The organism is Pontivivens insulae (assembly GCF_900302495.1).
GTDB classification, from domain to species: domain Bacteria; phylum Pseudomonadota; class Alphaproteobacteria; order Rhodobacterales; family Rhodobacteraceae; genus Pontivivens; species Pontivivens insulae.
This window is the reverse complement of record NZ_OMKW01000003.1, coordinates 699,944-723,721: the sequence shown is the minus strand read 5'-3', so window position 1 is coordinate 723,721 and position 23,778 is coordinate 699,944. Positions and strand designations below refer to the sequence as shown.

The 23,778-nt window shown below is 61.7% G+C and carries 21 protein-coding genes; 17 read left to right on the top strand and 4 right to left on the bottom strand.

Annotation, left to right across the window (positions count from 1 at the left end; translation table 11 throughout):
• Positions 1-442 precede the first annotated feature (442 nt).
• From POI8812_RS14060 to POI8812_RS14050, 3 genes are read right to left on the bottom strand one after another with little or no spacing between them, the layout of a single operon-like run.
• Positions 443-988, bottom strand: a complete 546-nt coding sequence (locus POI8812_RS14060; protein ID WP_108783200.1) for an amino acid synthesis family protein — start codon at positions 986-988, stop codon at positions 443-445.
• The gene (locus tag POI8812_RS14055; RefSeq protein ID WP_108783255.1) at positions 985-2,163 is read right to left on the bottom strand and encodes an MFS transporter; all 1,179 of its coding nucleotides are present in this window, start codon (positions 2,161-2,163) and stop codon (positions 985-987) included. The genes POI8812_RS14060 and POI8812_RS14055 overlap by 4 nt, the downstream gene beginning before the upstream one ends.
• Complete coding sequence (locus tag POI8812_RS14050; protein WP_108783254.1) at positions 2,163-2,576, bottom strand: ester cyclase; 414 nt, start codon at positions 2,574-2,576, stop codon at positions 2,163-2,165. Before POI8812_RS14050 ends, POI8812_RS14055 begins: the two co-directional genes overlap by 1 nt.
• 182 nt (positions 2,577-2,758) lie before the next feature.
• Between POI8812_RS14050 and POI8812_RS14045 the strand changes: the two genes are divergently transcribed.
• Positions 2,759-3,568: a LuxR C-terminal-related transcriptional regulator gene (locus POI8812_RS14045; protein ID WP_108783199.1), complete on the top strand. Its 810-nt coding sequence runs from the start codon at positions 2,759-2,761 to the stop codon at positions 3,566-3,568.
• Positions 3,569-3,820: 252 nt separating this feature from the next.
• Here the strand turns inward: POI8812_RS14045 and POI8812_RS14040 are convergent, their stop codons facing one another.
• On the bottom strand, positions 3,821-4,846 hold the full coding sequence (locus POI8812_RS14040; protein ID WP_146186176.1) for a LacI family DNA-binding transcriptional regulator: 1,026 nt from the start codon (positions 4,844-4,846) through the stop codon (positions 3,821-3,823).
• A gap of 82 nt (positions 4,847-4,928) precedes the next feature.
• On the opposite strand from POI8812_RS14040, the gene POI8812_RS14035 reads away from it, so the two are divergent.
• The 16 genes from POI8812_RS14035 to POI8812_RS13960 all read left to right on the top strand — a co-directional run bounded on the left by POI8812_RS14035 (position 4,929) and on the right by POI8812_RS13960 (position 23,778).
• Positions 4,929-6,017: a carbohydrate ABC transporter permease gene (locus tag POI8812_RS14035; RefSeq protein WP_211310386.1), complete on the top strand. Its 1,089-nt coding sequence runs from the start codon at positions 4,929-4,931 to the stop codon at positions 6,015-6,017.
• On the top strand, positions 6,017-6,850 hold the full coding sequence (locus tag POI8812_RS14030) for a carbohydrate ABC transporter permease (protein WP_211310385.1): 834 nt from the start codon (positions 6,017-6,019) through the stop codon (positions 6,848-6,850). Before POI8812_RS14035 ends, POI8812_RS14030 begins: the two co-directional genes overlap by 1 nt.
• A 30-nt stretch (positions 6,851-6,880) precedes the next feature.
• On the top strand, positions 6,881-8,155 hold the full coding sequence (locus POI8812_RS14025) for an extracellular solute-binding protein (RefSeq protein WP_108783196.1): 1,275 nt from the start codon (positions 6,881-6,883) through the stop codon (positions 8,153-8,155).
• A 65-nt stretch (positions 8,156-8,220) separates the two neighbouring features.
• Positions 8,221-9,300 carry a glycoside hydrolase 5 family protein gene (locus POI8812_RS14020; protein WP_108783195.1) on the top strand — a complete coding sequence of 360 codons (1,080 nt, stop codon included), beginning with the start codon at positions 8,221-8,223 and terminating at the stop codon, positions 9,298-9,300.
• 505 nt (positions 9,301-9,805) lie between these two features.
• Positions 9,806-10,810 carry a Gfo/Idh/MocA family protein gene (locus POI8812_RS14015; protein ID WP_108783252.1) on the top strand — a complete coding sequence of 335 codons (1,005 nt, stop codon included), beginning with the start codon at positions 9,806-9,808 and terminating at the stop codon, positions 10,808-10,810.
• Positions 10,807-12,378, top strand: a complete 1,572-nt coding sequence (locus POI8812_RS14010) for an acyl CoA:acetate/3-ketoacid CoA transferase (RefSeq protein WP_108783194.1) — start codon at positions 10,807-10,809, stop codon at positions 12,376-12,378. The genes POI8812_RS14015 and POI8812_RS14010 overlap by 4 nt, the downstream gene beginning before the upstream one ends.
• Positions 12,375-13,142: an enoyl-CoA hydratase/isomerase family protein gene (locus POI8812_RS14005; protein WP_108783193.1), complete on the top strand. Its 768-nt coding sequence runs from the start codon at positions 12,375-12,377 to the stop codon at positions 13,140-13,142. The genes POI8812_RS14010 and POI8812_RS14005 overlap by 4 nt, the downstream gene beginning before the upstream one ends.
• On the top strand, positions 13,143-14,669 hold the full coding sequence (locus tag POI8812_RS14000) for an aldehyde dehydrogenase family protein (protein WP_108783192.1): 1,527 nt from the start codon (positions 13,143-13,145) through the stop codon (positions 14,667-14,669).
• A gap of 61 nt (positions 14,670-14,730) precedes the next feature.
• A complete protein-coding gene (locus POI8812_RS13995) occupies positions 14,731-15,978 on the top strand; it encodes an ABC transporter substrate-binding protein (protein ID WP_108783191.1) in 1,248 nt (415 codons plus the stop codon).
• A gap of 77 nt (positions 15,979-16,055) precedes the next feature.
• Entirely contained in the window at positions 16,056-16,949 is an 894-nt protein-coding gene (locus POI8812_RS13990; RefSeq protein WP_108783190.1) for a carbohydrate ABC transporter permease, read from the top strand.
• Positions 16,949-17,830 carry a carbohydrate ABC transporter permease gene (locus POI8812_RS13985; protein WP_108783189.1) on the top strand — a complete coding sequence of 294 codons (882 nt, stop codon included), beginning with the start codon at positions 16,949-16,951 and terminating at the stop codon, positions 17,828-17,830. Before POI8812_RS13990 ends, POI8812_RS13985 begins: the two co-directional genes overlap by 1 nt.
• A gap of 100 nt (positions 17,831-17,930) precedes the next feature.
• Positions 17,931-19,181, top strand: a complete 1,251-nt coding sequence (locus tag POI8812_RS13980; RefSeq protein ID WP_108783188.1) for an ABC transporter substrate-binding protein — start codon at positions 17,931-17,933, stop codon at positions 19,179-19,181.
• A gap of 55 nt (positions 19,182-19,236) precedes the next feature.
• On the top strand, positions 19,237-20,349 hold the full coding sequence (locus POI8812_RS13975; RefSeq protein ID WP_108783187.1) for an ABC transporter ATP-binding protein: 1,113 nt from the start codon (positions 19,237-19,239) through the stop codon (positions 20,347-20,349).
• Positions 20,346-21,863, top strand: coding sequence for an FAD-dependent oxidoreductase (locus POI8812_RS13970; protein ID WP_108783186.1), 1,518 nt, complete (start codon positions 20,346-20,348; stop codon positions 21,861-21,863). The genes POI8812_RS13975 and POI8812_RS13970 overlap by 4 nt, the downstream gene beginning before the upstream one ends.
• 11 nt (positions 21,864-21,874) lie before the next feature.
• Complete coding sequence (locus tag POI8812_RS13965; protein WP_108783185.1) at positions 21,875-23,473, top strand: GMC family oxidoreductase; 1,599 nt, start codon at positions 21,875-21,877, stop codon at positions 23,471-23,473.
• Positions 23,470-23,778 (top strand): Dabb family protein, encoded by a 309-nt coding sequence (locus tag POI8812_RS13960; protein WP_108783184.1) that lies wholly within the window; start codon positions 23,470-23,472, stop codon positions 23,776-23,778. Before POI8812_RS13965 ends, POI8812_RS13960 begins: the two co-directional genes overlap by 4 nt.

Below are 23,778 nucleotides of genomic sequence, written 5' to 3'. Positions count from 1 at the left end.
CAACCAATCGCTGCGTCGGTCGAGCGGCAATGTGAAATGATCCTTCGAGCGCTCGCTAATAGCGGTTAAAGCAACTCCGCAAAACCGACATTCGCCGCCTTGCAGAATTACGGTAGGTTTTGGGCTCGTTCGGGACATTGGCTGCAGGGCAGCAACTGTCTGGCGGGTCTGAGCCACCAATCAGTCGCGGCCCATACCCGTCGATCGGGTGGTGGCCTGAATACAGTCGAGCGTGCTTTGGATCTGCCATTCGCGGCAGTGCCGTTCGATGCATCGAAAGATGAAGCTCTGCCTGTAGAGCCCATAGGTTTCAACATGAGCGCAACCGCTACTTCTTCCCGATAGCTACCGCCCATCGCTACGCGGCTTACTGCAGCTCTTTAATGTGAGCGAGTATTGCCTCCGACTGTGGGCCTTCGGGTCATCGAGCTGCGAACCTATATCACTTGCCTTGCGGTCTCGCGCCAACCCGTGGATGAGCGCGGGTGCCATCGGACAGCGCGATGCACAAGACAAGCTCATCCGCGCGGGGGGCGTCGGCAACACTGAGTGTCATGGTGTCTATGAAGTTAAACGACCAAGGATCGTCCTTGTGACCGAGCGGCAGATCGATCCGGTCGCCCATCGTTCCGACCTTATGGTTAGAGGGCATCAACGCCGCGCCACCCCCGATCGCGGCGCGGACGGGTGCGCCAAGTTTGGGGTGCAGGACGGCCGCGCCATGCTCCATTGCGCCTGCCATGCCAACAAGAGCGGCCTTGCCGTAACTCACGGCAGGACCTGACAACATGGAGACGAGCTCTGCTGACAGCACAGGGCCGAGGTTAACCGCGATCTCAAAGAGCTCTGAGAGATCGTCCTGATCTGTGTCTGCGAAGGGATTCTGAACGACTGCCAATGCGGCCACCCGCGTGATCGGCGCACAGGGTTGTCCCCTTTCATCGGAACTGATGATCTCTTTCGTGAACAGGGTTTTGCGGACGATCATGCTTTTTGCTCCGTTTGGCGCGCGGAAGTCGCGCGTGTTTTGAAGAAGGTAAAGGCCAGCGCGAGGGGAACAACACTTGCGAAAAGGACCATCGCAAGCAGGATCGCGCCCTCAGGTTGCCCCGTCGCGTCCTGGATCGCACCGACCGCCGGGGGTGTCAGGAACATTATCGCGTAATAGTTGGTGAAGAAGACGCCCATGCCGAAGGCGCGAGACTGTGGCCTCAGCGCCAATCCAGCAAGAGACATGATCACGCCTGCTGGCGCCATGCCCACGAGACCAAAGAGCAGACTGGCCAGTACTCCCGCGCCCTGGAGGCTGAGCATCCAGAGCGACAGGACCGCACCGCTCATGCAGAGCGCCAGCACCACGTCGCGGCGTCCGAAGCGGTCGACGATTTGGCCGCACAGCGTGCCGGAGGCGATCATCAGCCAACTGCCGATGCTGATGACCCCTGCAGCAGCCACAGCCGATGTTCCGCTCGCCTCGAGCACCTTTGGCCCGAACGTCAGATAGGTGACATAGGCCGCATTGAAGACGCCCCAGGCAGCCGCTGCACAAAGCACCAATCGCCATTCCAGACCGGCCAATCGGGCCGAGGTCGAAAAACCAGCGTTGCGATGACTTTGCGGTGGGCGGTAGAGGGCGAACACGCCCATAGCCGCCATCATGCAATAAGCCGATGCGATCAGGAAGGGCGCACGCCAGTCGAAGGCAAGCTCCAGCCACGCATGGCCGACTTGCCCCATCGCGATCCCGAACGGCCAGGACATCACCAAGACGCTCATCGCGGTTGCGATCTCGCGCCCCTCGAACCAGTCGGCGACCATCTTCGTGAGGTAGAGCGTCGTGAAGAGGAAGCCTGCGCCAGAGATCACACGGCCGATACCCACGCCAACGCTGCTCTCAGCCATTGAGGAGAGAAGTCCTCCGAGCGCAAGTGCCGCGAACCCAAATGTCACCATCTCTCGGTCGGCAATCAGGCGTCCCAGATATCCAGCTGGCAGCGCCAATATCAAACCGGGTGCCATGAATAGGCCCACCAACAACCCTACGCTTGCATAATCGAGACCGAAGGCCACGACCAATCCGTCACTCACTGAGCCAAGGGTCTGAAACTGGAAGCCCAAGCCAATCCGGGCAAAGAACAGGAGCGCCAAAATCTTCCAGCGCATCATGCCCAGCCCAATTGACGCAGAGCTATGGCGTCATTCCAGATCTTGGTCATGTGGGAGATTTTGTCCCCGTCAAACCGCAAGACATAGGCGTAGTCAGACACCACCGTTCTACCGGTTGGTGGAACGGGTCCTCCCTTACCTGTCTGTCTGCCATAGAACTTCGCAGTTGCGACGGCTGCCTGGCGCGCTTCGTCCCAAGCAAAAGCGGTCAGTTTGTATTGGCCATCTGGGATCGGGGTAAGTAGCCCCTGCATCCAGGCGCAGTAGTTTGCGAGCGTTTTGGTCTCCGCCAACGCATCCGCCTGGCAGGAAAAGCTGGCTTCCTCGTGGCACCACATTTTGCAAGCATTCCAGCCCTTGCCGGTCTCGCAAGCGTCAAAGAAGGCTTTTGCCGTTTCGAGTTGTGTCATGATCATTTCCTCACGCACTGTTCTGTCCCGGGCACGCTACTTTGAGGGTGAGGACCAACCTATCGGGCAGTTGCAGTAAATCGCGGCTCAAGCGTGCTGTATTTGACTACTGCATCTGCAGGATTGTTCGGCTCCGCGCAGGCTGCTTAGCTTGGTGCAGAACGGGAAATGGAAATTGACGCATGCTCGACAGCAGAGACCTCAGCCCTCGGGAAAACCAGATCGCAGAGAGTTACGCCGCGGGTTGTAGCTATCAGGAGATCGCGTCCGATCTGCATATAGCCCCGTCGACCGTCCGCACGCATCTCGCGACGATTTACCGAAAGCTCGAGGTCTCCTCCAAGGTCGAACTCGCCGCACGGCTTGGCGGATCGGCAGCGGCTCGCAGCACGGACGTGGACCATGCCGCGATCATATCCGAACTCGCACTCAGCCTCGAAGAGGCGCTGAGCCGGGAGAAGGCACTGACCGAGGTCCTGCGCATCATCGGGGCATCGCAAGGGGATTTGAGCCAGGTGATGCCGGCGATCCTCGGCTATGCCCTCGATTTATGCGACGCGGAGTTCGGCATCCTCTTCGAGTATCGGCAGAACAAGCGATACCTTGCCAGCTTCACGCTGGGGATCCCCCCGGCCTTCAAGGCGTGGCTGGACGATAACGGGACATTCGTGGTCGGTGATCAGACCGGTTTGGGCCGCCTGACGACCCGCCAAAACGTCATCCACATCATCGACGTTAAATCCGAGGCGATCTATCGCACCGACGATCCACTGCGCTTTGCCACCGCTGATCTTGGCGGCGCGCGGTCGTTCGTGGCGATCCCGATGGTAGCTGCGGGTCGCCTCGTCGGCGCCTTCACGATCTATCGGCAATCCGTGCGTCCGTTCTCAGACGAAGCGCTGCGGCTCGCCCAGATCTTTGCCGCGCAAAGCGTCATCGCGCTAGAGAACGCGCGTTTGCTGGGCGGAGCCAAACCGGGATCGAACTCTTGATCGGGTGCGAAGGTCCGGCCCATAGCTGCCGTTCATCCCGCGCGACGGTACCGCAGCGCAACATACAATTGCCGGACATTCGTGCAGTGGTTTAAGCGGAGCCATCCAGTTTCCAGCAGCCATCGCTTGTTTCAGCGTCAGTAACTTGGTCGGACAACCATTAAGCTCTGCGGGGAACCGCGGAATTCGCAGGCTTGAATGCGACGGCTATTCCCTCCCGATCCAATGCCGCAGATAGTGCAGTCCGAGACATCACTCACCGCGATGCGACGCGCGGAGCGCCAAGGGGCATTCGATGCGGTGCTGCTCGGGCTTGTGCTCCTGTCCGGAAAGGACCGATACGCAAAGCTGGCCCATTTCGCGGTGTGGTAGAACCACCGTGGACAGAGGTGGAGAGAGGTGCTGCGCAATTTCCTGATCGTCATAGCCCATGACGGCTACTGATCCGCCAGGGCGCAATCCCAGCTCTTTCAAACCTTCGTAGCACCCGATGGCGGTCAGGTCGTTCGCACAGAAAATCGCATCCGGCGGAGCGTCCATCGCCATCAGGCGCAGGGTCGCGTCACGCCCGCCGGACGGCATAAAGTTGCCTTCGACGATCAGCGACGGATCGACGGGAATGCGGGCTGCGCGCAAGGCCCGCTCATAGCCCTCCATCCGCTGATCCGATGCCTCCATCCAGGGCTCGCCAGAGATGAAAGCGATGCGCCGGTAGCCCTCGTCAATGAGCGCCTTCGTGGCAAGTTCCCCGCCGCGACGTTCGGCGGGGACCACGGATGTCACCTCCCCAGCCTGATCATAGCAATTGAGCAGCACCGCCCTGTGCCTGCGCAGGAGATCAGGTAGAGCGACCTCCCGCGTCAGGATCGAGCTGTAGATTACCCCCAGCGCATTTTCCTCCGACCATCGGCGAAGGAGTTCGGCCTCGTATTGCTTGTCCCCGCGGGTCATAGCGACTTCGACAAGGATGCCGTTCTTCCAGGCCTCCTCCTGCACGCCTTCGATCGAAATCGCGGCAAAGGGGCTCGTCGCGATCTCGTCGAGGATCATGCCGATCATGCGGTAGCCGTTCGACTTGCGCGGGCGTCCCGCGCCGCGTGCCCTATAGCCCAGTTCCTGGACGGCTCTCATGACCCTGCGCCGCGTTTCTTCGCTGATGCGCATGTCCTCCATTCCGTTGAGGACGAAGGAGACGGTCGACTGCGAGACGCCCGCGCGCAGGGCAACATCCTTCATCGTCACGCGGGCTGTTGGTTTATCAGGCGTTTTGCGGGTCACGAGATAGTCCTTGCTTGCCGCTAATAAATATTGCTAATAATTTTATCACAAGCGGAATCGCACAAGACATGGGAGGCAGGAGATGCGTGGAGGTGGCGGTAAGACGCTTAGTCAAGGCCAGGCCGCCTTCCTGCTCTTGCTGCCGTTCCTGTCCGCCTATGCGCTCTTTCTCGTCTACCCCTTCTTCAAGGGCGTTTGGATCAGCCTTCACGACTGGAACCTTCTGGCCGTGGCATTCAACCCGGATGCAAAGGAATATGTCGGCCTGCGCAATTACGAGCGCGTGATGTGGGGCCGTGAGATCGAATGGAGCCTTATGGCCGCTCCGTTCTGGCAGGGACTGGGCCTTATGGGTCTGGTGCTATCGTTCGCCTTTTACCGGATGGACCGTTTGAGCCTGTTCAATGCCATTGCTCTCGGGCTGGCATCTGCGCTCCTGGTGTTCCTCCCGGGGTTTCATCCGGGCGAGGGCGGACGATGGTATGACCGGCGGTTCTGGCCGACGGTCGGGAACACTCTGCTCTTCGTAGGCCTCGCGGTTCCGGGAGTCACCATCACCGCATTAATCCTAGCAGCGATGCTCAGTGGACAGACTCGGGCCATGTCCATCCTGCGAACGCTGTTCTTTCTCAGCCAGGTGCTCTCGGTCACCGTGGTGACGCTGATCTGGCAGATCATGTTTTCCCCGCGACAGGGCCTGATCGCGAATATCACCGGGACTTTTGGCGGAACCCCGATCAACTGGCTGACCGACCAGCAATTTGCGATGGCCGCCATCGTGATCGCGACCGTGTGGTGGTCGCTGGGGATTGCCATGATCCTGTTTCTCGCGGGTCTTCAGGACATCTCGCGCGATATCTACGAGGCCGCGGCGCTCGACAACGCAACCGGCGTGAAGGCGTTCTATTACATCACCCTTCCGAATCTGAAGCGGACGATCACCCTTGTTGTAATCCTGCAGATCATCTTGCACTTTCAGGTCTTCGGCCAATCACACCTGATGACGCAGGGCGGTCCCAACGACACGACACAAGTCCTCGTCCGCTACATCTACCAGACCGGATTTCGCGATAGTGAGTTGGGCCGGGCGTCTGCGATGGCCGTCTTCCTCTTCGTCATTATGGGCGCTTTCTCTGCGATCCAGTTTATCGTGGGGAGGGAGAAGCAATGATGCCGCGCTCCTATTACTGGCTGGTGATCGGCCTCTCTATACCCGCGTTCCTTTGGCTCATTCCGACACTCTGGATGGTCTCGCTGTCGTTCCAGCCGAACGAGATTCTGGCGCGCACCACGTCGAGCACCTTCTTTGGTCTGATCCCGCTTCCGTTCACGCTGGACAACTATGCGGCGCTGTTTTCCTTCGGGCAGACACCTTACTGGTTTCTGAATTCGCTGATCGTCTCGCTGGGAATGACGCTCGCCGTGCTGTTTGTATCGACGACAGCAGGCTATGCGCTTGCCCGCCTCGACTTCCCATTCAAGCGCACGATCACCGTGATCTGTCTGCTGGGACTGATGGTGCCTGAGCAGGCCGTTTTCATCCCGCTCTACACGATGTTCGCCGATTTCGGCTGGCATAACAGCTATCATGCCCTGATTTTGCCACGGGTCGCGGTCCCTATCGGCGTCTTTCTGATGCTCCAATTCTTCAAGGCTATCCCAAAGGATATCGAGGAGGCTGCGCGGATCGACGGCGTCGGATGGCTGCAAATCTTCTGGTACGTGATGTTGCCGCTGGCACGTCCTGCGATGATGACGCTGGCCATCCTGACGTTCCTTTATGCTTGGAACGACTACCTCTGGCCGCTCGTGAGCGCGCAGCAGCGTGAGTATTTCACGATCACGCTCGGCCTAGCTTCCATCCAGTCGAACTTCGCGCAGTCCGAAGGGCTGGGCCGGGTCATGGCTTCGGGCGTAATCGCCTCGCTGCCGGTGGTCCTCTTGTTCCTCATCTTCCAGCGATACGTCGTCCAAGCGATGACAGCAGGTGGATCGAAGGGCTGACACATCAAAAACAAACTAGGGAGACGATCCATGAAACATCTCATTCTGGCCACGACGGCCGCAACTCTGCTGGCAACTAGCCTGCCCGCTCAGGAGGTCACCCTCGGCCGCTTCTTCGGCGCTTGCGAGGATGCGGGCACGGACACGACCACCTCGACCGGAGAGGCGTGCATCATCCAGTCGATCATCAACGCAGCGGATGCCGAACTCGACGGCGTCAGCATCACGACGCTGCCGACGGATTGGGGCAACTATTACGATCAGATCAAGGCGGCCTATGCCGGTGGGACGCCGCCGGACGTGCACGTCATGCACCGCCACCGCGTGCCGGAATTCGCGGGGCTCGGCGCCATCGCAGACATTTCCGCAGATCTCGAAGCAGCCGGGATCGATAGTTCGGACTGGGCGCCAGCGGCGCTCGACGCGGTCAGCTTCGACGGCGGCATTTACGGCGTGCCGATGGATTTCCACGCCAACCTCTGGCACGTCAACATGGACCTGATGGAAGCTGCCGGTCTGGTTGAGAACGGCGCGCCCGTGCTGCCGACCTCGCCCGAAGAACTGCTCGAGCATGCGCAGATGGTTAAGGACGCGACGGGGCAGGATTATCTCGCAGCTGACTTCGCACAGTTTCCGATCGGTGTGCGTCTGGTTCTGGCGTTGATGTGGCAGCAGGACGCAAATATCTTCGGCGAGGATGGTACGGCCACGATTGATACCGAAGCGGGCCGGAACGCCGTAACGGCGATCACGCAGCTCTTTGATGCGGAACTGGCCAATCCGCAGCTCAACTACGCAGACAGCCAGCAGGCCTTTCTGAATGGTGAGGCCGCGATCCTCGTCAACGGCACCTGGGTGGTGGATTTCTACACCGCCGAGGCTGCGAAGGAGGAGACCGGGCTCGACAGCTACTATGTCGCCGACTTCCCGACGCTGTTCGAGACCGGTGCTACTTGGGCCGATAGCCACATGTGGGCCATTCCGTCCTCTCTTGAGGGCGAGGAGCGCGCCGCAGCCCTTCGCGTGCTCGCCTTCATCAACGATCACAATATTGATTGGGCGCGCACCGGCCACATGGCCGTGCGCACCTCGGTGATCGAAAGCGACGCCTACACTTCGCTGCCCCATCGCGATGAGTATGCCGGCACCGCATCCATTGCGCGCGACACCCCTCCGTCCGAGCGCTATGGCGCGATCCAGGATGTCCTGAACCGCGAGCTTCAGGCGATCTGGCTGACGGACAAGGACGTTCAGGCCGCGCTCTCCGACGCGGAGCTTGAGGTCCAAGACCTGCTTGATCGCTAAGAGCTGTGCCTCGCCGTGCGAGCTACGGCGGGGCATTTCCCGACCAAATGAAGGTGCAACCCGAGATGGCACGCTGGTCCGAAGATGATGCAAAGGCGTGGTGGGCGCGTCAGCCCTGGATTTGCGGGTTCAACTTCCTGCCGTCCAGCGCCGTGAACTTCATCGAGATGTGGCATCCCCCGACCTTCGATCGTGCCGGCATTGAGCGTGAGTTAGGCTGGGCGGCGGATATTGGCTTCAACGCAATGCGGTTCAATCTGCCCTTCGTTGGCTGGCAGGAGGATCGTGAGGGACTCTTGAACCGTGTGGACGCAGTGCTCGAAATCGGCCACCGCCTCGGCATCCGTTCCGTTCCTTGCCTCTTCGACGATTGCGAATTTGGCGGGTCCGTCCCTGTTTGGGGACCGCAGCAAGAGCCGATCGCGGGTGTTCACAACTCTCGCGCGGTCGCCTCGCCGGGTCGCATCTTGCTGCAAGACACGAGCCTTTTCGACGATTTCGAACGCTATGTGCAGGACGTAATCACACGCTATGGCAACGATCCGCGTGTGCTGTTCTGGGATCTCTATAACGAACCGGGAAACCGGATGGAGTTCGATGCGACTGGATATTCCAGAAGCGCTATCGGAGATCCGGCGGTGTCGCTTGAACTCATGGAGCGCAGCTTTCTTTGGGCGCGCGCGCTCAACCCGACCGCACCACTGACCGTGGCGGCTTGGACCACGCCGCTTCCCGACGAAGACGCGCACCCTTATCAGACCGAGATCGACCGGGTCGCACTGCTTCAATCCGACATCGTGACGTTCCATGCATACTGGAACCGTGCCAAGGTCGAAGAGTTCATTGCCTATCTCGAAGTGCTTGACCGTCCGATGCTGTGCACTGAATGGATGGCTCGTGCAATCGACAGCCGAATAGAAGATCAACTCGGCCTGTTCCGCGAAAGAGGGATCGGTTGCTTTCAATGGGGCATGGTCAAAGGGCGTAGCCAAACAGAGCTTCCCTGGCCGCGTGAGCTTGTTGCGGCGCATGGCGGCAATATCACCAAGCACGAGTGGTTCCACGACCTGCTGCACCGGGACGGAACACCGTATTTGCCCACCGAGATCGCAACCATACGTTCTGAAATCTCACAGGCGAGATAACTTCAGCGCGCGGTGAGCGAACGCGTGAAGGGATATACAGGAAGGGGTGCACCGCCCCGGTTCTCCGAAAGCGACGTCGATTGCCAGAAAGTTGCACTGGCTCTCGCAGTGCTCCGGGCTAACTCGGCCCGGTTTCGACAAGTGGTCTGTATGCCCTCTGCTGCCGCAATCAACATGACGCGATTGTCGCAAAAAACTGCATAGGGCGCCCGCGTTAGAGCAGTGGAGAGCAAAACGCGGTAGGAGTGCCCCACCCAATACTTCGCAGAAAACAGAATAATTCTCCGATCCATGGTACCACCACAGTCTGCGGGATTTCTCAATCTTCGGCATGCTCAGAATGCGTCGGCATATGCTCCGGTGTTTTAGAAGGAACTGCGTCGGCCACACCAAGCGACAGCATCAACGGAAAGAGCAGCTCCCAGCCGTCCTGCAAAATTCCTTTGACAAATAGGAACGTTCCAAATATCGAATATGGAACGTTCCAAACAAGGGAGTGGCGGGCGTGAAATGGGCTCTTATCGGCGCGAGCACGATTGCGCGCGACTATGTCATGAATGCCATCCGGGCGCAGGCCGGGCATGAAGTCCACTCGGTCCTGTCCGGCTCACCTGCGCGCGGGGCAGAGTATGCAAAGGCTGAGGGCATTCCGCACACGGCTGCCGATCTTGCCGCTGCCCTCTCCGACCCGGAGGTTGGCGCCGTCTACATCTCCACCACCAACGAGAAGCATCATGCGCAAGCAATGGCCGCCATTGGGGCGGGCAAGCACGTGCTGTGCGAAAAGCCATTGGCGATGACGGTGGGAGAGGCTGCGGAAATGGTGCACGCGGCGCAGAGGGCAGGGATCGTCTTCGGCACGAACCACCACCTACGGTGTTCGGGCAGCCACCGGGCCATCCGGGATCTGATCGCGGACGGGCGCATCGGGCGGGTGCTGTCGATGCGCGTCTTTCACGCTGTGCACCTGCCGCAGCATTTGCAGGGCTGGCGGATCAACGACGCCTCTGCCGGGGGCGGGGTGATTCCGGATATCACTGTGCACGATGCGGACGTCGCCCGCTTCATCCTGGGCGAAGACCCTGTGCGCGTGACAGCGCAGATGGCTGCGTCAGGCATGGGCGAAGGGGTTGAGGACAGCGCGATGTCGGTCTGGACCATGCCGTCCGGTGCGATGGTCATGGCACATGAGAGCTTCACACATCCGTTCGCAGGCTCAGGGCTGGAGGTGCATGGCACCGAAGGCTCGATTTTTGCACGCGGTGTCATGACCCAGCGCCCCGTTGGCGATGTCGAGCTTGTAACGCGGGAGGGGCGCGAGGTGGTGCCCTTCTCGGACCATGATCTGTACACGCAGGGGCTTGCCGATTTCGCGGCGGCGATCCGGGGTGAGGGCACACCTGCGGCAACCGGTTGGGACGGGGTGAAGTCGCTCGCAGTGGCTCATGCGGTGCGAGCCGCGGCGGCTCAGGGCCGGGCGCTTAACGTCGATTACGGTGGCGCGCAATGAGCAAGGTTGTCTCAGCAGACGCGGCGGCGGCCCGTATCCCGGATGGGGCGGTTCTTACCATCTCCTCTTCCTCCGCGCTTGGCTGCCCGGATGGGGTGCTCGCCGCCATCGGTGCGCGCTTTGCGCAGGAGGGCCATCCGCGTGACCTAACGACGTTGCATCCCATTGCGGCGGGCGACATGTACGGCGTCAAGGGTATGGAGCATCTGGCGCAGGACGCGTTGCTGACCCGGGTGCTTGCAGGCTCCTATCCCTCCGGACCGTCGAGCCTGCCAATGCCTGGGATCTGGCAGATGATCGTGGAGGACCGGGTCGCGGCCTACAACGTGCCGTCGGGCATCATGTTCGACATGACGCGGGACGCTGCCGCGCGCCGCCCCGGTGTGCTCACAAAAATCGGCCTCGACACATTTGTTGATCCGCAGCGCGAAGGCTGCGCGATGAATGCGCGCGCCGAAGCCGCGCCCATCGTGAGCCGCGTCGAGTTCGGCGGGGAGGACTGGCTGCATTTCCCCAACATCATACCCAATGTCTGCATCCTGCGCGCGACCACAGCGGATGAGCATGGCAGCCTCACCTACGAACATGAGGGCGCTTATCTGGGTGGGCTGGAGCAGGCGATCTGCGTGCGCAATCATGGGGGTCTTGTCATCGCGCAGGTCAAGCGGGTGACGCGGCGTGGATCGCTCAATCCTCAGGACGTGCGGGTGCCGGGGCATCTGGTCGATTTGATCGTGGTGGAGCCTGAGCAGATGCAGACCACCGGAACGGTCTATGACCCTGCGATCTCTGGGGAGATTCAACGGCCGTGGGATAGTTTCTCACTTCCTGAATATGGGGTGGAAAAAGTCATCGCGCGGCGAGCCGCGATGGAACTGAAGCGCGGCATGACCGCCAATCTGGGCTTTGGCATCTCTGCCATCGTGCCACGCATCCTGTTGGAGGCCGGGGAGCCGGAGGCGGTGACCTGGGCCATCGAACAGGGTGCCGTGGGGGGCATGCCGCTGACTGATTTCGCCTTTGGCTGTGCGTCGAATGCGGACGGCTTCGTGCCGTCGCCTCAGCAGTTCATCTATTTCCAAGGGGCCGGGTTCGACATGTCGTTCCTCTCCTTCCTTGAGGTCGATGTGGAGGGGAACGTCAACGTCTCCAAGCTCGGCAAGAAGCCCTACCTCACCGCCGGAGCAGGCGGTTTCGTCGATATCACCAGCCAGGCGCGCAAGATCGTCTTCTCCGGCTGGTTCGAGGCGGGCGCACAGGTCGAGCTTGATGAGGAGGGTGTGCGTATCGCGGCGCCGGGCAAGTTCACCAAGATGGTCGACCGGGTGGAGCATGTGACCTTCTCCGGCAACCGGGCGCGGGAGTTGGGGCAGGATGTGCTCTACATCACCGAGCGCTGCGTGATGCGGCTGGGCGAAAACGGGCTGGTCGCGACCGAGATCATGCCGGGCATCGACGTGGATCGTGACATCATCGCGGCCTCCCACGGACGGGTGACCGTTGCGGAGAATGCGACGCGGATGCCGCTGTCGCTGCTGACACGCGGTGTGATGGAGTGGGCAGGATGAGCGGCGTGGTGCGGGAGGATCGCGGCGGTGTAACCGTCCTGCGACTGGACAATGCCGCCAAGCTCAACGCGTTCACGGTTGCTATGCTCGACGATCTGGAGCGGCATCTGCGCGCGGTGGAGCGGGATGCTTCTTGCCGCGCAGTGGTGCTGACCGGCACGGGCGAAAAGGCGTTCTGTGCAGGCGCCGATATCGGAGCCTGGGGCGACCTCAGCCCGGCGGAGTTCGCGCGGCACTGGGTGCGCGATGGTCATCGGCTGTTCGACCGGCTGGCCGCGCTGTCGCGGCCAACGGTGGCAGCGCTCAACGGCCATGCCTTTGGTGGCGGGCTGGAACTAGCGGCGGCCTGCGACATTCGGGTGATGACACCGCGTGCGACGCTTGCACTTCCCGAGGCGCGGGTGGGGATCGTCCCCGGCTGGTCCGGGACGCAGCGCCTCGCACGGCTGATGCCGGAGGCGATGGTCAAGGAAATGGCGCTGTTCGGCACGAGGATCCCGGCGGAGCGCGCGGTCAACGCAGGCTTCGCCACAGAGGTGGTGGATGATGCGCTGACGCGGGCCTTGGAGCTTGCGGGTGGGGTCGCGGACCTTTCTCCGCGCGCAGTCGAGATCGCAAAGGCGATGATCCATGCGGCGGTTGGCGAGGATCGCGGAGCCGCGGTTGAGGCGCTTGGCTCCGCGGCTATCGCCGCGACAGAGGATCGGGCGGAGGGCGTCAGCGCCTTCCATGAAAAGCGCAAACCCGAGTTCGGGGGACATTGAATGCTGGATATGAAGATCATAATCGAGGGCGAGATCGCGGTTCCGGTGGAGCCGGTCACCCTGCGCCATTTCATCGACGGAGGATGGTGCGACAGCGTGGATGGTGCGGTGAGCGAGCGGGTCTCCCCCTCCCACGGCGTCGTGGTGAGCCGTGCTGCAAAGGGGGGCAAGGCAGAGGCCGAGGCTGCCATCGCCGCCGCGCGCCGCGCATTTGATGATGGGCGGTGGAGCCGTATCTCGGGCAGGGAGCGGGCAAAAGTCCTTCTGAAAGTCGCTGACCTGATCGAGCGGGAAACAGAGCGCCTTGCCATTCTTGAAACGATGGAGAGCGGCAAGCCAATAGGCCAATCGCGCGGGGAGGTCGGCGGGTCGGCGGACCTCTGGCGCTATGCCGCCTCGCTCGCGCGCACAGTTCATGGCGATAGTCACGACACGCTGGGCGAAGACATGCTGGCGATGGTGCTGAAAGAACCGATTGGCGTTGTCTCCATCATCACGCCCTGGAACTTCCCGTTCTGGATTCTGGGCCAGAAACTGCCCTTCGCTCTGGCTGCGGGCTGCACCTGCGTGGTCAAGCCGTCGGAGATGACGCCAGCCACCACGGCGCTTTTGGCTGAACTGCTTGTCGAGGCGGGCCTGCCTGCGGGTGTGTGCAACATCGTGCTGGGCTATGGCGCGCCAGTCGGGGCGGTGATGAGCGAGCATCCGCTTGTCGATATGGTCTCGTTCACCGGATCAACGGCTGTCGGCAAGATGATCTCCGCCACGGCGTCCGGTACGCTGAAGAAGGTAGCGCTGGAGCTTGGTGGCAAGAACGCGCAGGTGATCTTTCCCGATGCTGATCTGGAAGACGCGGCGGATGCCGTGACCTTCGGCGTGCATTTCAATGTCGGGCAGTGCTGCAACTCCTCCAGCCGGGTGATCGTGCACGACGATATTGCAGAGGCGTTTACGGCGCGGGTCGTGGAGCTGTCGCGGCATGTGGCCTTCGGCAATCCGCTCAATCCCGCCACGCAGGTCGGTGCCATTGTGACGCCTGAGCATCAGCGCAAGATTGACTCCTATGTCCAGGAGGCCGCCGCTGCCGGGGCGCAGGTCGAACTGGGGGGCAATCCGCTCGATGTGGAGGGGCTCGGGCCGCAATTCTACCAGCCCACAATCGTCACCAACCTGACGCCGGACATGGCAATCGCGCGGGAGGAAGTGTTCGGCCCCGTATTGTCGGTGCTCACCTTCCGCACGATGGAAGAAGCCCTCGCGCTGGTGAATGACAGCGCTTACGGCCTGTCGGCAGGCGTATGGAGCCGTGACGTCCATACCTGTCTTGCCTTCGCGCGCGGGGCCGGGGCTGGAACGGTCTGGACCAACACCTGGATGGACGGATTCCCGGAGGTCGCCTTTGGCGGCATGAGGCAATCCGGGCAGGGGCGCGAGAACGGGCGCTACGGGTTCGAAGAATTCCTTGAGGTCAAATCAGTCGTGATGCGTGTCGGTCGCACACGGGCACCTTGGGTGAATGCCCCCTGAAAGCAGCGGGGAACACGAAAAGAAGAGAAGTCGAAAACGCAAAATTTCAGGGAGGAAAGACATGCGTATCACGAAAATGACGGGCGCGGTTGCCGTGCTCATGGCGAGCACCACGATGGCGCAGGCACAGGGTGTGGAAGTTCTGCACTGGTGGACTTCGGGCGGTGAGGCCGCAGCGCTCAACGTTCTGAAGGGCGATCTGGAAGCGCAGGGCATCGGCTGGACCGACATGCCCGTTGCGGGCGGTGGCGGCTCAGACGCCATGACCGTGCTACGCGCGCGCGTCACCGCAGGCGATCCGCCGACCGCCGTGCAAATGCTGGGCTTTGCGATCCAGGACTGGGCCGCCGAAGGCGCGCTTGCCGATCTCAATGACCTCGCCGCTGAGCAGAGCTGGGACGACGTGGTGCCAGAGGCACTGCAGGCCTTCTCTAAATATGACGGCTCCTGGGTCTCCGCACCGGTGAACGTACATTCGACCAACTGGGTCTGGGCCAACTCTGCGATCATGGCAGAACTTGAACTGGAGCAGCCTAGTTCTTGGGACGAGTTCGTCGCGGCGATGGAAGCGGCTCAGGCCGCAGGCTATGTCGCGCTGGCGCATGGCGGTCAGGCCTGGCAGGATGCCACGGTCTTTGACAGTATCGCGATGGGTGTCGGCGGGCCGGAATTCTATCAGGCGGCCTTTGTTGAGCTCGATGCCGACGCGCTCGGCGGTGAGCAGATGGTCGAGGCGTTCGAGCGCATGGCGACCCTGCGCGGCTTCGTCGATGACAACTTCTCTGGCCGTGACTGGAACCTCGCCTCCGCGATGGTCGCGAATGGCGAGGCGTTGTTCCAGATCATGGGTGACTGGGCGAAGGGTGAGTTCGTCAATGCGGGCCAGACTGCTGGTGAGGAATTCCAGTGCTTCCGCGTGCCCGGCTCCGAAGGCACGGTAACCTTCAACTCCGACCAGTTCGCGATGTTCAACGTCACCGACGAGACCGCCATGGCCTCCCAGCTTACGATGGCGTCCGCAGTAATGAGCCCGGAGTTCCAGGTTGCGTTCAACACGGTGAAAGGCTCGGTCCCGGCGCGCACCGACATCTCTGATGCGGAGTTCGATGCCTGCGGTCAGCTAGGCATGGCGCAACTGGCTGAGGCTGCGTCCTCGGGCGGTCTGTTCGGGTCGATGGCACATGGTCACGCGAACCCACCTGCCGTGCAGAACGCGATGTATGACGTGATCACGGCCCATTTCAACGGTGAGTACGACGCCGAGACAGCCGCCGCCGAGATGGTGACAGCAGTCGAACTGGCTCAGTAACACGCCCCCGGCGCGCGCCCCAAGTCGCGCGCGCCGTACCACCGCTTCATTCACCCATCCGGACAGGGAGGACGGTCGTGAACCGCGCCAATTCCGTCGACATCCGCACGCGCCTGCAGGAATTCCTGCCCAAGCTGGTCCTAGCGCCGTCATTCGCGCTCGTGCTGCTGTTCGTATACGGCTTCATCCTCTTCACCATCTATCTCAGCTTCACCGACAGCCGGATGCTGCCGAGCTATGGCTGGGAGGGATGGGAAAACTATTCCAAGCTCTTCCGCATCCGCGAGTGGGATACGGCGATCACGAACCTCGCCATCTTCGCTTCGCTTTACATCGTGATCTGCACGGTGATCGGATTGATGCTGGCGATCTTTCTCGACCAGAAAATCCGGGGGGAGGGGCTTTTGCGGCCGATATTCCTCTATCCCATGGCGCTCAGCTTCATCGTGACGGGCACTGCGTGGAAATGGTTTCTCGATCCGGGCATCGGCATCGAGAACACGATGCACCTCTGGGGGTGGGAGAGTTTCGAGTTTGGTTGGATCAAGGATCGCGATATGGCGATCTATACGATCGTGATCGCCGCCGTCTGGCAAAGCTCTGGCTTCGTCATGGCGATGTTCCTTGCTGGCCTGCGCGGGATCGACAACGAGATCCTGAAAGCCGCGCAGATGGACGGCGCTACGAACTTCCAGCTTTACCGCAGGATCATCATTCCGCTTCTGCGGCCTGCGTTCCTGTCGGCCTTCGTCATCCTCAGCCACCTGGCGATCAAGTCCTATGACCTTGTCATAGCGCTGACGGGCGGGGGGCCGGGCAATGCGACGGCGGTGCCTGCGACCTTCATGTATTCCTACACCTTCACGCGCAATCAGATGGGGATCGGCGCGGCCTCTGCCGTGATCATGCTGATGACCATCGCCGCGATCATGGTGCCCTACCTCTACGCCGAACTGCGGGAGAAGAAGTGATGGCCATCGCAACTCAGGACAACGCCGCCTCCGTCGGCCGGATCGGGCGCACCTTCGTCTATCTGGTGCTGCTGCTCTTCGCACTTTTCTACCTTATCCCCTTCGCGATCATGCTGATCAACTCGGTCAAACCACTGGGGGAGATCACGGGCGGCAACATGATCGCGCTGCCACAGGACTGGACCATCGCGCCCTGGCTTTCCGCGTGGTCCACCGCACAGATCGGGGTCGAGCCGACGGGGTTGAAGCCCTATTTCTGGAACTCGATCCGCATGGTCGTGCCAGCGGTCGTCATCTGCACGATCATCGGTGCGCTCAACGGCTATATCCTCACGAAATGGCGCTTTCGCGGTGACACCATCGTTTTCGGGCTGATGCTGTTTTCCTGCTTCATCCCGTTTCAGATCGTGCTGATCCCGATGGCGCGCGTGCTTGGCATCCTCGGTATCAGCGGGACGAGCGCAGGTCTGGTGCTGGTTCATGTCGTCTACGGGATCGGCTTTGCCACGCTTTATTACCGCAATTACTACGCGGCGTTCCCAACCGAACTGGTGCGCGCGGCGCAAATCGACGGGGCGGGGTTCTTCCAGATCTTCTACCGTATCCTGCTTCCGTCCTCGGGGCCCATAACGGTGGTCTGCGTCATCTGGCTGTTCACCAACATCTGGAATGACTTCCTGTTTGGAGCCTCCTTCGCCAGCGGCGATGCAGCCCCGATGACGGTGGCGCTTAACAACCTCGTCAACTCCTCGACCGGGGTGCGCGAATACAACGTTCACTTTGCAGGCGCGATCCTTGCCGCCCTGCCGACCCTGCTGGTCTACATCGTCGCCGGACGCTTCTTCGTTCGCGGGCTGATGGCCGGTTCCGTGAAAGGATAAAGCAACTGTGGCCGGAGGCGGGTGCGACCGCCCCCGGCCGTGTCGAGACCAACCAATACCGGACTGGTAAGCCGTTCCCAACGTGAAAGGAAAATCACAAATGCCCAGACTTGTTAAGGCATCCGCCATCACTTTTCTTTTGACATCAACCGCCGCGGTCGCGGAAAGCCGGGTCGAGGTCATGCATTTCTGGACCTCCGGTGGGGAGGCCGCCGCACTGGGCGTCATTCGTGACCGTGTGCTGGAAGAAGGCGTCGCGTGGGATGACGCGCCCGTCGCCGGGGGAGGTGGCGATCAGGCCAAGACCGTGCTTCAGGCGCGTGTCGCCTCGGGCAATCCGCCCGCCGCGATGCTGATGCTGGGTCAGAACATCATTGACTGGGCCAATGAGGGCATTCTGGGCGACGTGAACGCGGTTGCCGAGCGCGAGAGCTGGGATGAGGTGTTGCCGCAAGCGGTGCAGGACTTCAACAAAGTGAATGGCAACTATGTCGCCGCACCGACCAATGTGCACCGCACCGACATGATCTGGGCGTCCACGGCGGCCTTCGATGCGATCGGCGCTGACTATCCAACGACCTGGGAGGAGTTCAACGCGCTCGCCCCACGCTTTGTTGAAGCAGGGATCGTTCCGGTCGCCCATGGCGGGCAGGCCTGGCAGGAAGCCTACATGTTCGAGGCGCTCGTGCTGGGCGTCGGCGGGTCCGACTTCTATCGGGATGCGCTGGTGGACTTGAACCCTGATGCGCTTCAATCCGACACGATGCAGGCGGTCTTCGCCCAAATGGGCAACATTCGTGGCATGGTGGATGAGGACTTCTCCGGTCGCGACTGGAACCTCGCCACGGCGATGGTGATCAACGGGGACGCCGCGATGCAGATCATGGGTGACTGGGCCAAGGGCGAGTTCACCAATGCGGGCCAGACCCCGGGTGAGGATTTCGTCTGTATCCCCGTGCCCACAGCCGTGGATGAAGGTTTCGTGTACCTCGTCAATTCCCTCAGCTTCTTTGCACAGCCAGATGCGGATGCAGCAAACGCGCAGGCGGTGCTGGCCAGCGCCATCATGGACCCTGAGGTGCAGGTCGCGTTCAATCAGGCAAAAGGCGCGATCCCCGCACGGACGGATGTGGACATGTCCGCGCTTGATGCCTGCGCGCAGGAAACAGCCGCCGATTTTGCCGCGACCGATGCGGCTGGCACCGCTGTTCCGACATTCGCCGGGACCCACGCGGCGCAGGCCAGCGTGGTCGGTGCTGCAACGGATGTGATCACTGAATTCTTCAACACAGACATGACCCCGGACGAAGCAGCGACGCTGCTCGCCGAGGCGATTGAGCTGGCGCAATAAAAGCTACGGGGTGCGCAGATCAGGCGCACCCCGACCAACGAATGGAGCAGTGGAAATGGGTTTCCTGGATATCGACAACACGACCAAATCCTATGGCGCGGTCGAAGTTCTACACAAAGTCGACATCTCTGTCGTGGAGGGAGAGTTCCTCGTTCTCGTCGGCCCCTCGGGTTGCGGCAAGTCCACATTGCTTAACATGATTGCCGGACTTGAAGAGATTACGAGCGGTGAAATCCGCATCAAGGACCGGGTGATGAACGGGGTGCATCCGTCCAAGCGCAATATCGCGATGGTGTTCCAGAGCTATGCGCTCTATCCCAACATGTCAGTTGCCCAGAACATCACCTTCGGGCTTGAAATGCACGGTACGCCGAAGGCGGAGCGGGATAAGGCGCTCAAGGAGGTTGCGGCCCTCTTGCAGATCGACCACCTGCTTGACCGTAAACCGGGTCAGCTTTCGGGCGGGCAGCGCCAGCGCGTCGCAATGGGCCGCGCATTGGTGCGCAACCCGGACGTTTTCCTGTTCGACGAACCGCTGTCGAACCTCGATGCCAAGCTGCGTGTGGACATGCGCACCGAGATCAAGAAACTGCATCAGACGCTCAAGACCACTGTGGTCTATGTCACCCATGACCAGATCGAGGCCATGACGCTCTCAACCCGGATCGCAGTGATGTTTGACGGCTATGTCCAACAGCTCGGCACGCCCAAGGAAATCTACGACACGCCTGAAAACGTCTTTGTGGCGACCTTTATGGGCAGCCCTGCGATGAACGTGATCCCCGTGCGTGTCGCGGTTGAGGGCGGCGTGCCGCAGGCGATCATCACCGACAGCGAGGGGCAGGAAGTGTCGCTCGCCATCCCGCAGCCCAACCTGGCAGCCTGGGACGGGCGCAATATCCTTCTGGGCATCCGGCCCGAGGCGCTGACTGACCCCAAGGGGGCTGATACGGATTCCCGCCATATTGTTGCCATGCACAACCGCGTCGGTGTGACCGAGCCTGCGGGCGCGGACACCTTCGTCACCATGACGCTGGGTGGGAAAGACGTGATCGCGCGGATGCGGGCGGATGCCCATGTCGCAGCGGGGGAGATGTTCGAGTTTGCGGTGAACATGGAAAAGGCCGTGGCCTTTGACCCCAAGACCGAGGCGCGTATCAAGCCGTGACCCAGGCCGACATCATCATCATCGGATCCGGAATGGGCGGCGCGATGATCGCGTCCTCCCTCGCGCCGTCCGGAGCCCGCATTCTGATCCTCGAACGGGGAGAGCGTCTTGCGCCCTCGCCGCAGGATCGGGATGCCGACGCAATCTTTCGAACCGGGCATTTCCGCGATCAGGAGCAGTGGCATGACGGTGCTGATAAGCCGTTCAGCCCCGGCAACTACTACATGGTCGGGGGCAATTCGAAGTTCTATGGCGCGGCCTTGATTCGCTACCGCGCGGAGGATTTCAGGCCGATTGCCCATCTGGGCGGCACGACGCCGGGCTGGCCGATCTCCTATGATACACTTGAACCATATTACGCTCAGGCCGAGACGTTGTTTGAGGTGCGTGGGCGTACTGGGGAGGACCCGACGGAGCCTTGGCGTAGCGCGCCCTATCCCCAACCGGCCATTGCGGACGAGCCTGACATCGCGCGGTTCCGCCAGGCACTTGCGGCGCAGGGTCTAAACCCCAGCGCGATCCCGCTGGCCGTCGATCTGGACCGCTGGGCCGAGGGCGGCAAGACCACGTGGGACGGCCATCCAGGCACGAATGGCGGCAAGCGCGACGGGGAGCACGCCCTCGACACCGCGCTTGCCCATCTGAATGTGGAGCTGCGCACAGGCACCCGCGTCACGCGGCTGCGCGCCGGGGCTGACGGGACGGTCAACGTAGTGGAGGCGATCGGGCGGGACGGGCCGGTCCGGCTGACGGCGAGAATAGTGATCCTTGCCGCCGGGGCTGTGCAGAGCGCCGCGCTGTTGCTGCGCTCGGCGGATGAGGCGCGGCCTACCGGGCTTGCCAACCGCTCCGATCAGGTAGGACGGAACTTCATGAACCACAATTGCTCTGCCGTGTTGGGGTTGCATCCGTTCCGGCGGAACCGCGCGATTTATCAGAAGACGCTGATGCTGAACGATTTCTATCTCGAAGGCGGGCCACAAAACGCACCACTCGGGAATGTGCAGATGCTGGGCAAGATCACCGGGCCGATCCTTGCGGCGACGAGCGGGCTGCCCCGGCCGCTGGCGTACTGGATCGCGGCACGCTCACTGGATGTCTATGTCATGTCGGAGGATCTGCCCAATCCTGAGAGCCGCGTGACCCTGCGCGGCGATGGCATACGGCTCAACTGGCAACGCTCAAACATGCGCGCACATGCGGCCCTTGTTGCGAAGGTGCGCACGGTGTTGCGGCGCGCGGGCTGCCCCATCACGCTGGCCAAGGCCTTCGATCGGCGCACGCCCTCCCATCAATGCGGCACGGCGCGGATGGGCGATGATCCTGCGACAAGCGTGACCGATCCTCTGGGCCGCTGCCACGATCACCCCAATCTCTTCATCGCGGACGCTTCCCTCTTGCCGACCTCGGCGGCGGTGAACCCGGCGCTGACCGTGGCGGCGCTTGCGTTGCGCTCGGGCCAGCACATCCGCGACACCATTCTGCGCGACGCCTCCGTCGTCGCCCCGGCTTGAGGACGACACCCATGCGGGACAGTTATGATTTCATCGTGATCGGCGGCGGGTCCGCAGGCTCGGTCGTCGCAGCGCGGCTGAGCGAGGATCGCAACTGCAGCGTCCTTTTGATCGAGGCGGGCGGACGCGACCGCCATCCGTTCTACCACCTGCCCGCGGGCTTCGCGAAGATGACCAAGGGCATCGGCTCCTGGGGCTGGGATACGGTCCCTCAGCGGCATATGCAGGACAAGGTGTTCCGCTATACTCAGGCCAAGGTGATCGGCGGTGGCTCGGCCATCAATGCGCAGATCTATACGCGCGGCAATGCCCTGGATTACGATGAGTGGCGGCAGATGGGATGCGAGGGCTGGAGCTATGCCGACGTACTGCCCTATTACCGCCGGGCCGAGGATAACGATACTTACGACAATGAGTTTCACGGGCAGGGGGGGCCGCTTGGGGTCAGCCAGCCCTCCGCCCCGCTGCCGGTCTGCGAAGCGTTCTTTGAGGCCGCAGCAGCCATCGGCATTCCACGCAACCAAGACGTCAACGGGCAGGTGCAGGACGGGGTCTGCTTCTATCAGCTCAGCCAGCGCAATGCGCGCCGCTCTTCTGCGGCGATGGCCTATCTCGCGCCGAATGAAGGCCGCCCAAACCTTACCGTCTGCACGGGGTTGCAGGTCGCGCGGATCCTCGTGGAGAGGGGCCGCGCCGTGGGTGTTCAAACGGCAGACGGCAAACAAATTACGGTGCGGGGAGAGGTGATCCTGTCTTCAGGTGCCGTCGGCTCCCCGCGTCTGTTGCAGCTTTCCGGCATCGGGCCTGCGGACGGGCTGTCCGAGCTTGGCATCACACCTGTTTTCGATGCGCCGGAGGTGGGGGAGAACCTGCAGGATCATCTCGATCTGTACTGCATTTCCGAGCTTTCGGGACCTTACAGTTATGACCGTTATGCGAAGCCCTTCTGGGCAGCGGTGGCAGGTTTGCAATATGTGCTGACGCGCAAGGGGCCGGTCGCCTCCTCCCTCTTCGAGACAGGGGGCTTCTGGTATGCCGACCCCGATGCGCGCAGCCCGGACATCCAGTTCCATCTGGGCCTCGGCACTGGGATCGAGCACGGGGTGGCGGCAATGCCCGACGGGGGCGTGACGCTCAATTCGTGCTATTTGCGGCCCCGTTCTCGCGGCAAGGTGCGGCTTGCCTCCGCCGATCCGGCGAAGGCCCCACTGATCGATCCGAACTACCTCGCCGACCCGCGCGACCGGGAGATGTCGATCCGTGGCCTGAAGATCACGCAGGAGATCATGGCCCAGGCACCCTTTGGTGACTTCGTGAAAGCCGAGCGGTTGCCCGGCCCAGACGTAAAGACGGATGCGGAATATTTCGACTTCGTCTGCAAGCACTCCAAAACCTCGCATCACTGCGCAGGCACCTGCCGGATGGGCGTCGATGACCGCGCGGTTGTGGACATCCGCCTACGTTTCAACGGGATTGAGGGACTGCGTGTTGTGGACAATTCGATCATGCCCACCGTAATTTCATCCAACACCAATGCTGCGGCCATCATGATCGGTGAAAAAGCCGCCGACATGATCCGCGAGGACCACGCAATGGGAGCTGCCTCATGATCCGCCATATTGTTCTTATCCGTTTCCGCGAAGATATTGCGGAGGCGACTATCGCCGAGATCTTTGATGAGATCGGCGCCATCCGCGACCGCGTGCCGGGCTTCATCGACATGCGCGGCGGGCGCAGCGAAAGCCCCGAGGGGATCGAGCGGGGCTACATGCACGGCTTCACGGTCGATTTTGAAAGCTGGGAGGCTCTGGCCGCCTATCAGGAGCATCCAGACCATAAGGCCGCAGGCGGGAAACTCGTGGCCAATGCGGTGGGCGGGACCGACGGCATCCTCGTCCTCGATCTGGACGTCTGA

Bases quoted from the DNA above. Each gene is read 5' to 3' on its own strand.
- POI8812_RS13995 (WP_108783191.1), top strand. From the start codon at position 14,731: ATGCGTATCACGAAAATGACGGGCGCGGTTGCCGTGCTCATGGCGAGC.
- POI8812_RS14050 (WP_108783254.1), bottom strand. From the start codon at position 2,576: ATGACACAACTCGAAACGGCAAAAGCCTTCTTTGACGCTTGCGAGACC.
- POI8812_RS13965 (WP_108783185.1), top strand. From the start codon at position 21,875: ATGCGGGACAGTTATGATTTCATCGTGATCGGCGGCGGGTCCGCAGGC.
- POI8812_RS14045 (WP_108783199.1), top strand. From the start codon at position 2,759: ATGCTCGACAGCAGAGACCTCAGCCCTCGGGAAAACCAGATCGCAGAG.
- POI8812_RS13975 (WP_108783187.1), top strand. From the start codon at position 19,237: ATGGGTTTCCTGGATATCGACAACACGACCAAATCCTATGGCGCGGTC.
- POI8812_RS14035 (WP_211310386.1), top strand. From the start codon at position 4,929: ATGCGTGGAGGTGGCGGTAAGACGCTTAGTCAAGGCCAGGCCGCCTTC.
- POI8812_RS13960 (WP_108783184.1), top strand. From the start codon at position 23,470: ATGATCCGCCATATTGTTCTTATCCGTTTCCGCGAAGATATTGCGGAG.
- POI8812_RS14010 (WP_108783194.1), top strand. From the start codon at position 10,807: ATGAGCAAGGTTGTCTCAGCAGACGCGGCGGCGGCCCGTATCCCGGAT.
- POI8812_RS14060 (WP_108783200.1), bottom strand. From the start codon at position 988: ATGATCGTCCGCAAAACCCTGTTCACGAAAGAGATCATCAGTTCCGAT.
- POI8812_RS13980 (WP_108783188.1), top strand. From the start codon at position 17,931: ATGCCCAGACTTGTTAAGGCATCCGCCATCACTTTTCTTTTGACATCA.
- POI8812_RS14020 (WP_108783195.1), top strand. From the start codon at position 8,221: ATGGCACGCTGGTCCGAAGATGATGCAAAGGCGTGGTGGGCGCGTCAG.
- POI8812_RS13985 (WP_108783189.1), top strand. From the start codon at position 16,949: ATGGCCATCGCAACTCAGGACAACGCCGCCTCCGTCGGCCGGATCGGG.
- POI8812_RS14030 (WP_211310385.1), top strand. From the start codon at position 6,017: ATGCCGCGCTCCTATTACTGGCTGGTGATCGGCCTCTCTATACCCGCG.
- POI8812_RS14000 (WP_108783192.1), top strand. From the start codon at position 13,143: ATGCTGGATATGAAGATCATAATCGAGGGCGAGATCGCGGTTCCGGTG.
- POI8812_RS14025 (WP_108783196.1), top strand. From the start codon at position 6,881: ATGAAACATCTCATTCTGGCCACGACGGCCGCAACTCTGCTGGCAACT.
- POI8812_RS14055 (WP_108783255.1), bottom strand. From the start codon at position 2,163: ATGCGCTGGAAGATTTTGGCGCTCCTGTTCTTTGCCCGGATTGGCTTG.
- POI8812_RS14005 (WP_108783193.1), top strand. From the start codon at position 12,375: ATGAGCGGCGTGGTGCGGGAGGATCGCGGCGGTGTAACCGTCCTGCGA.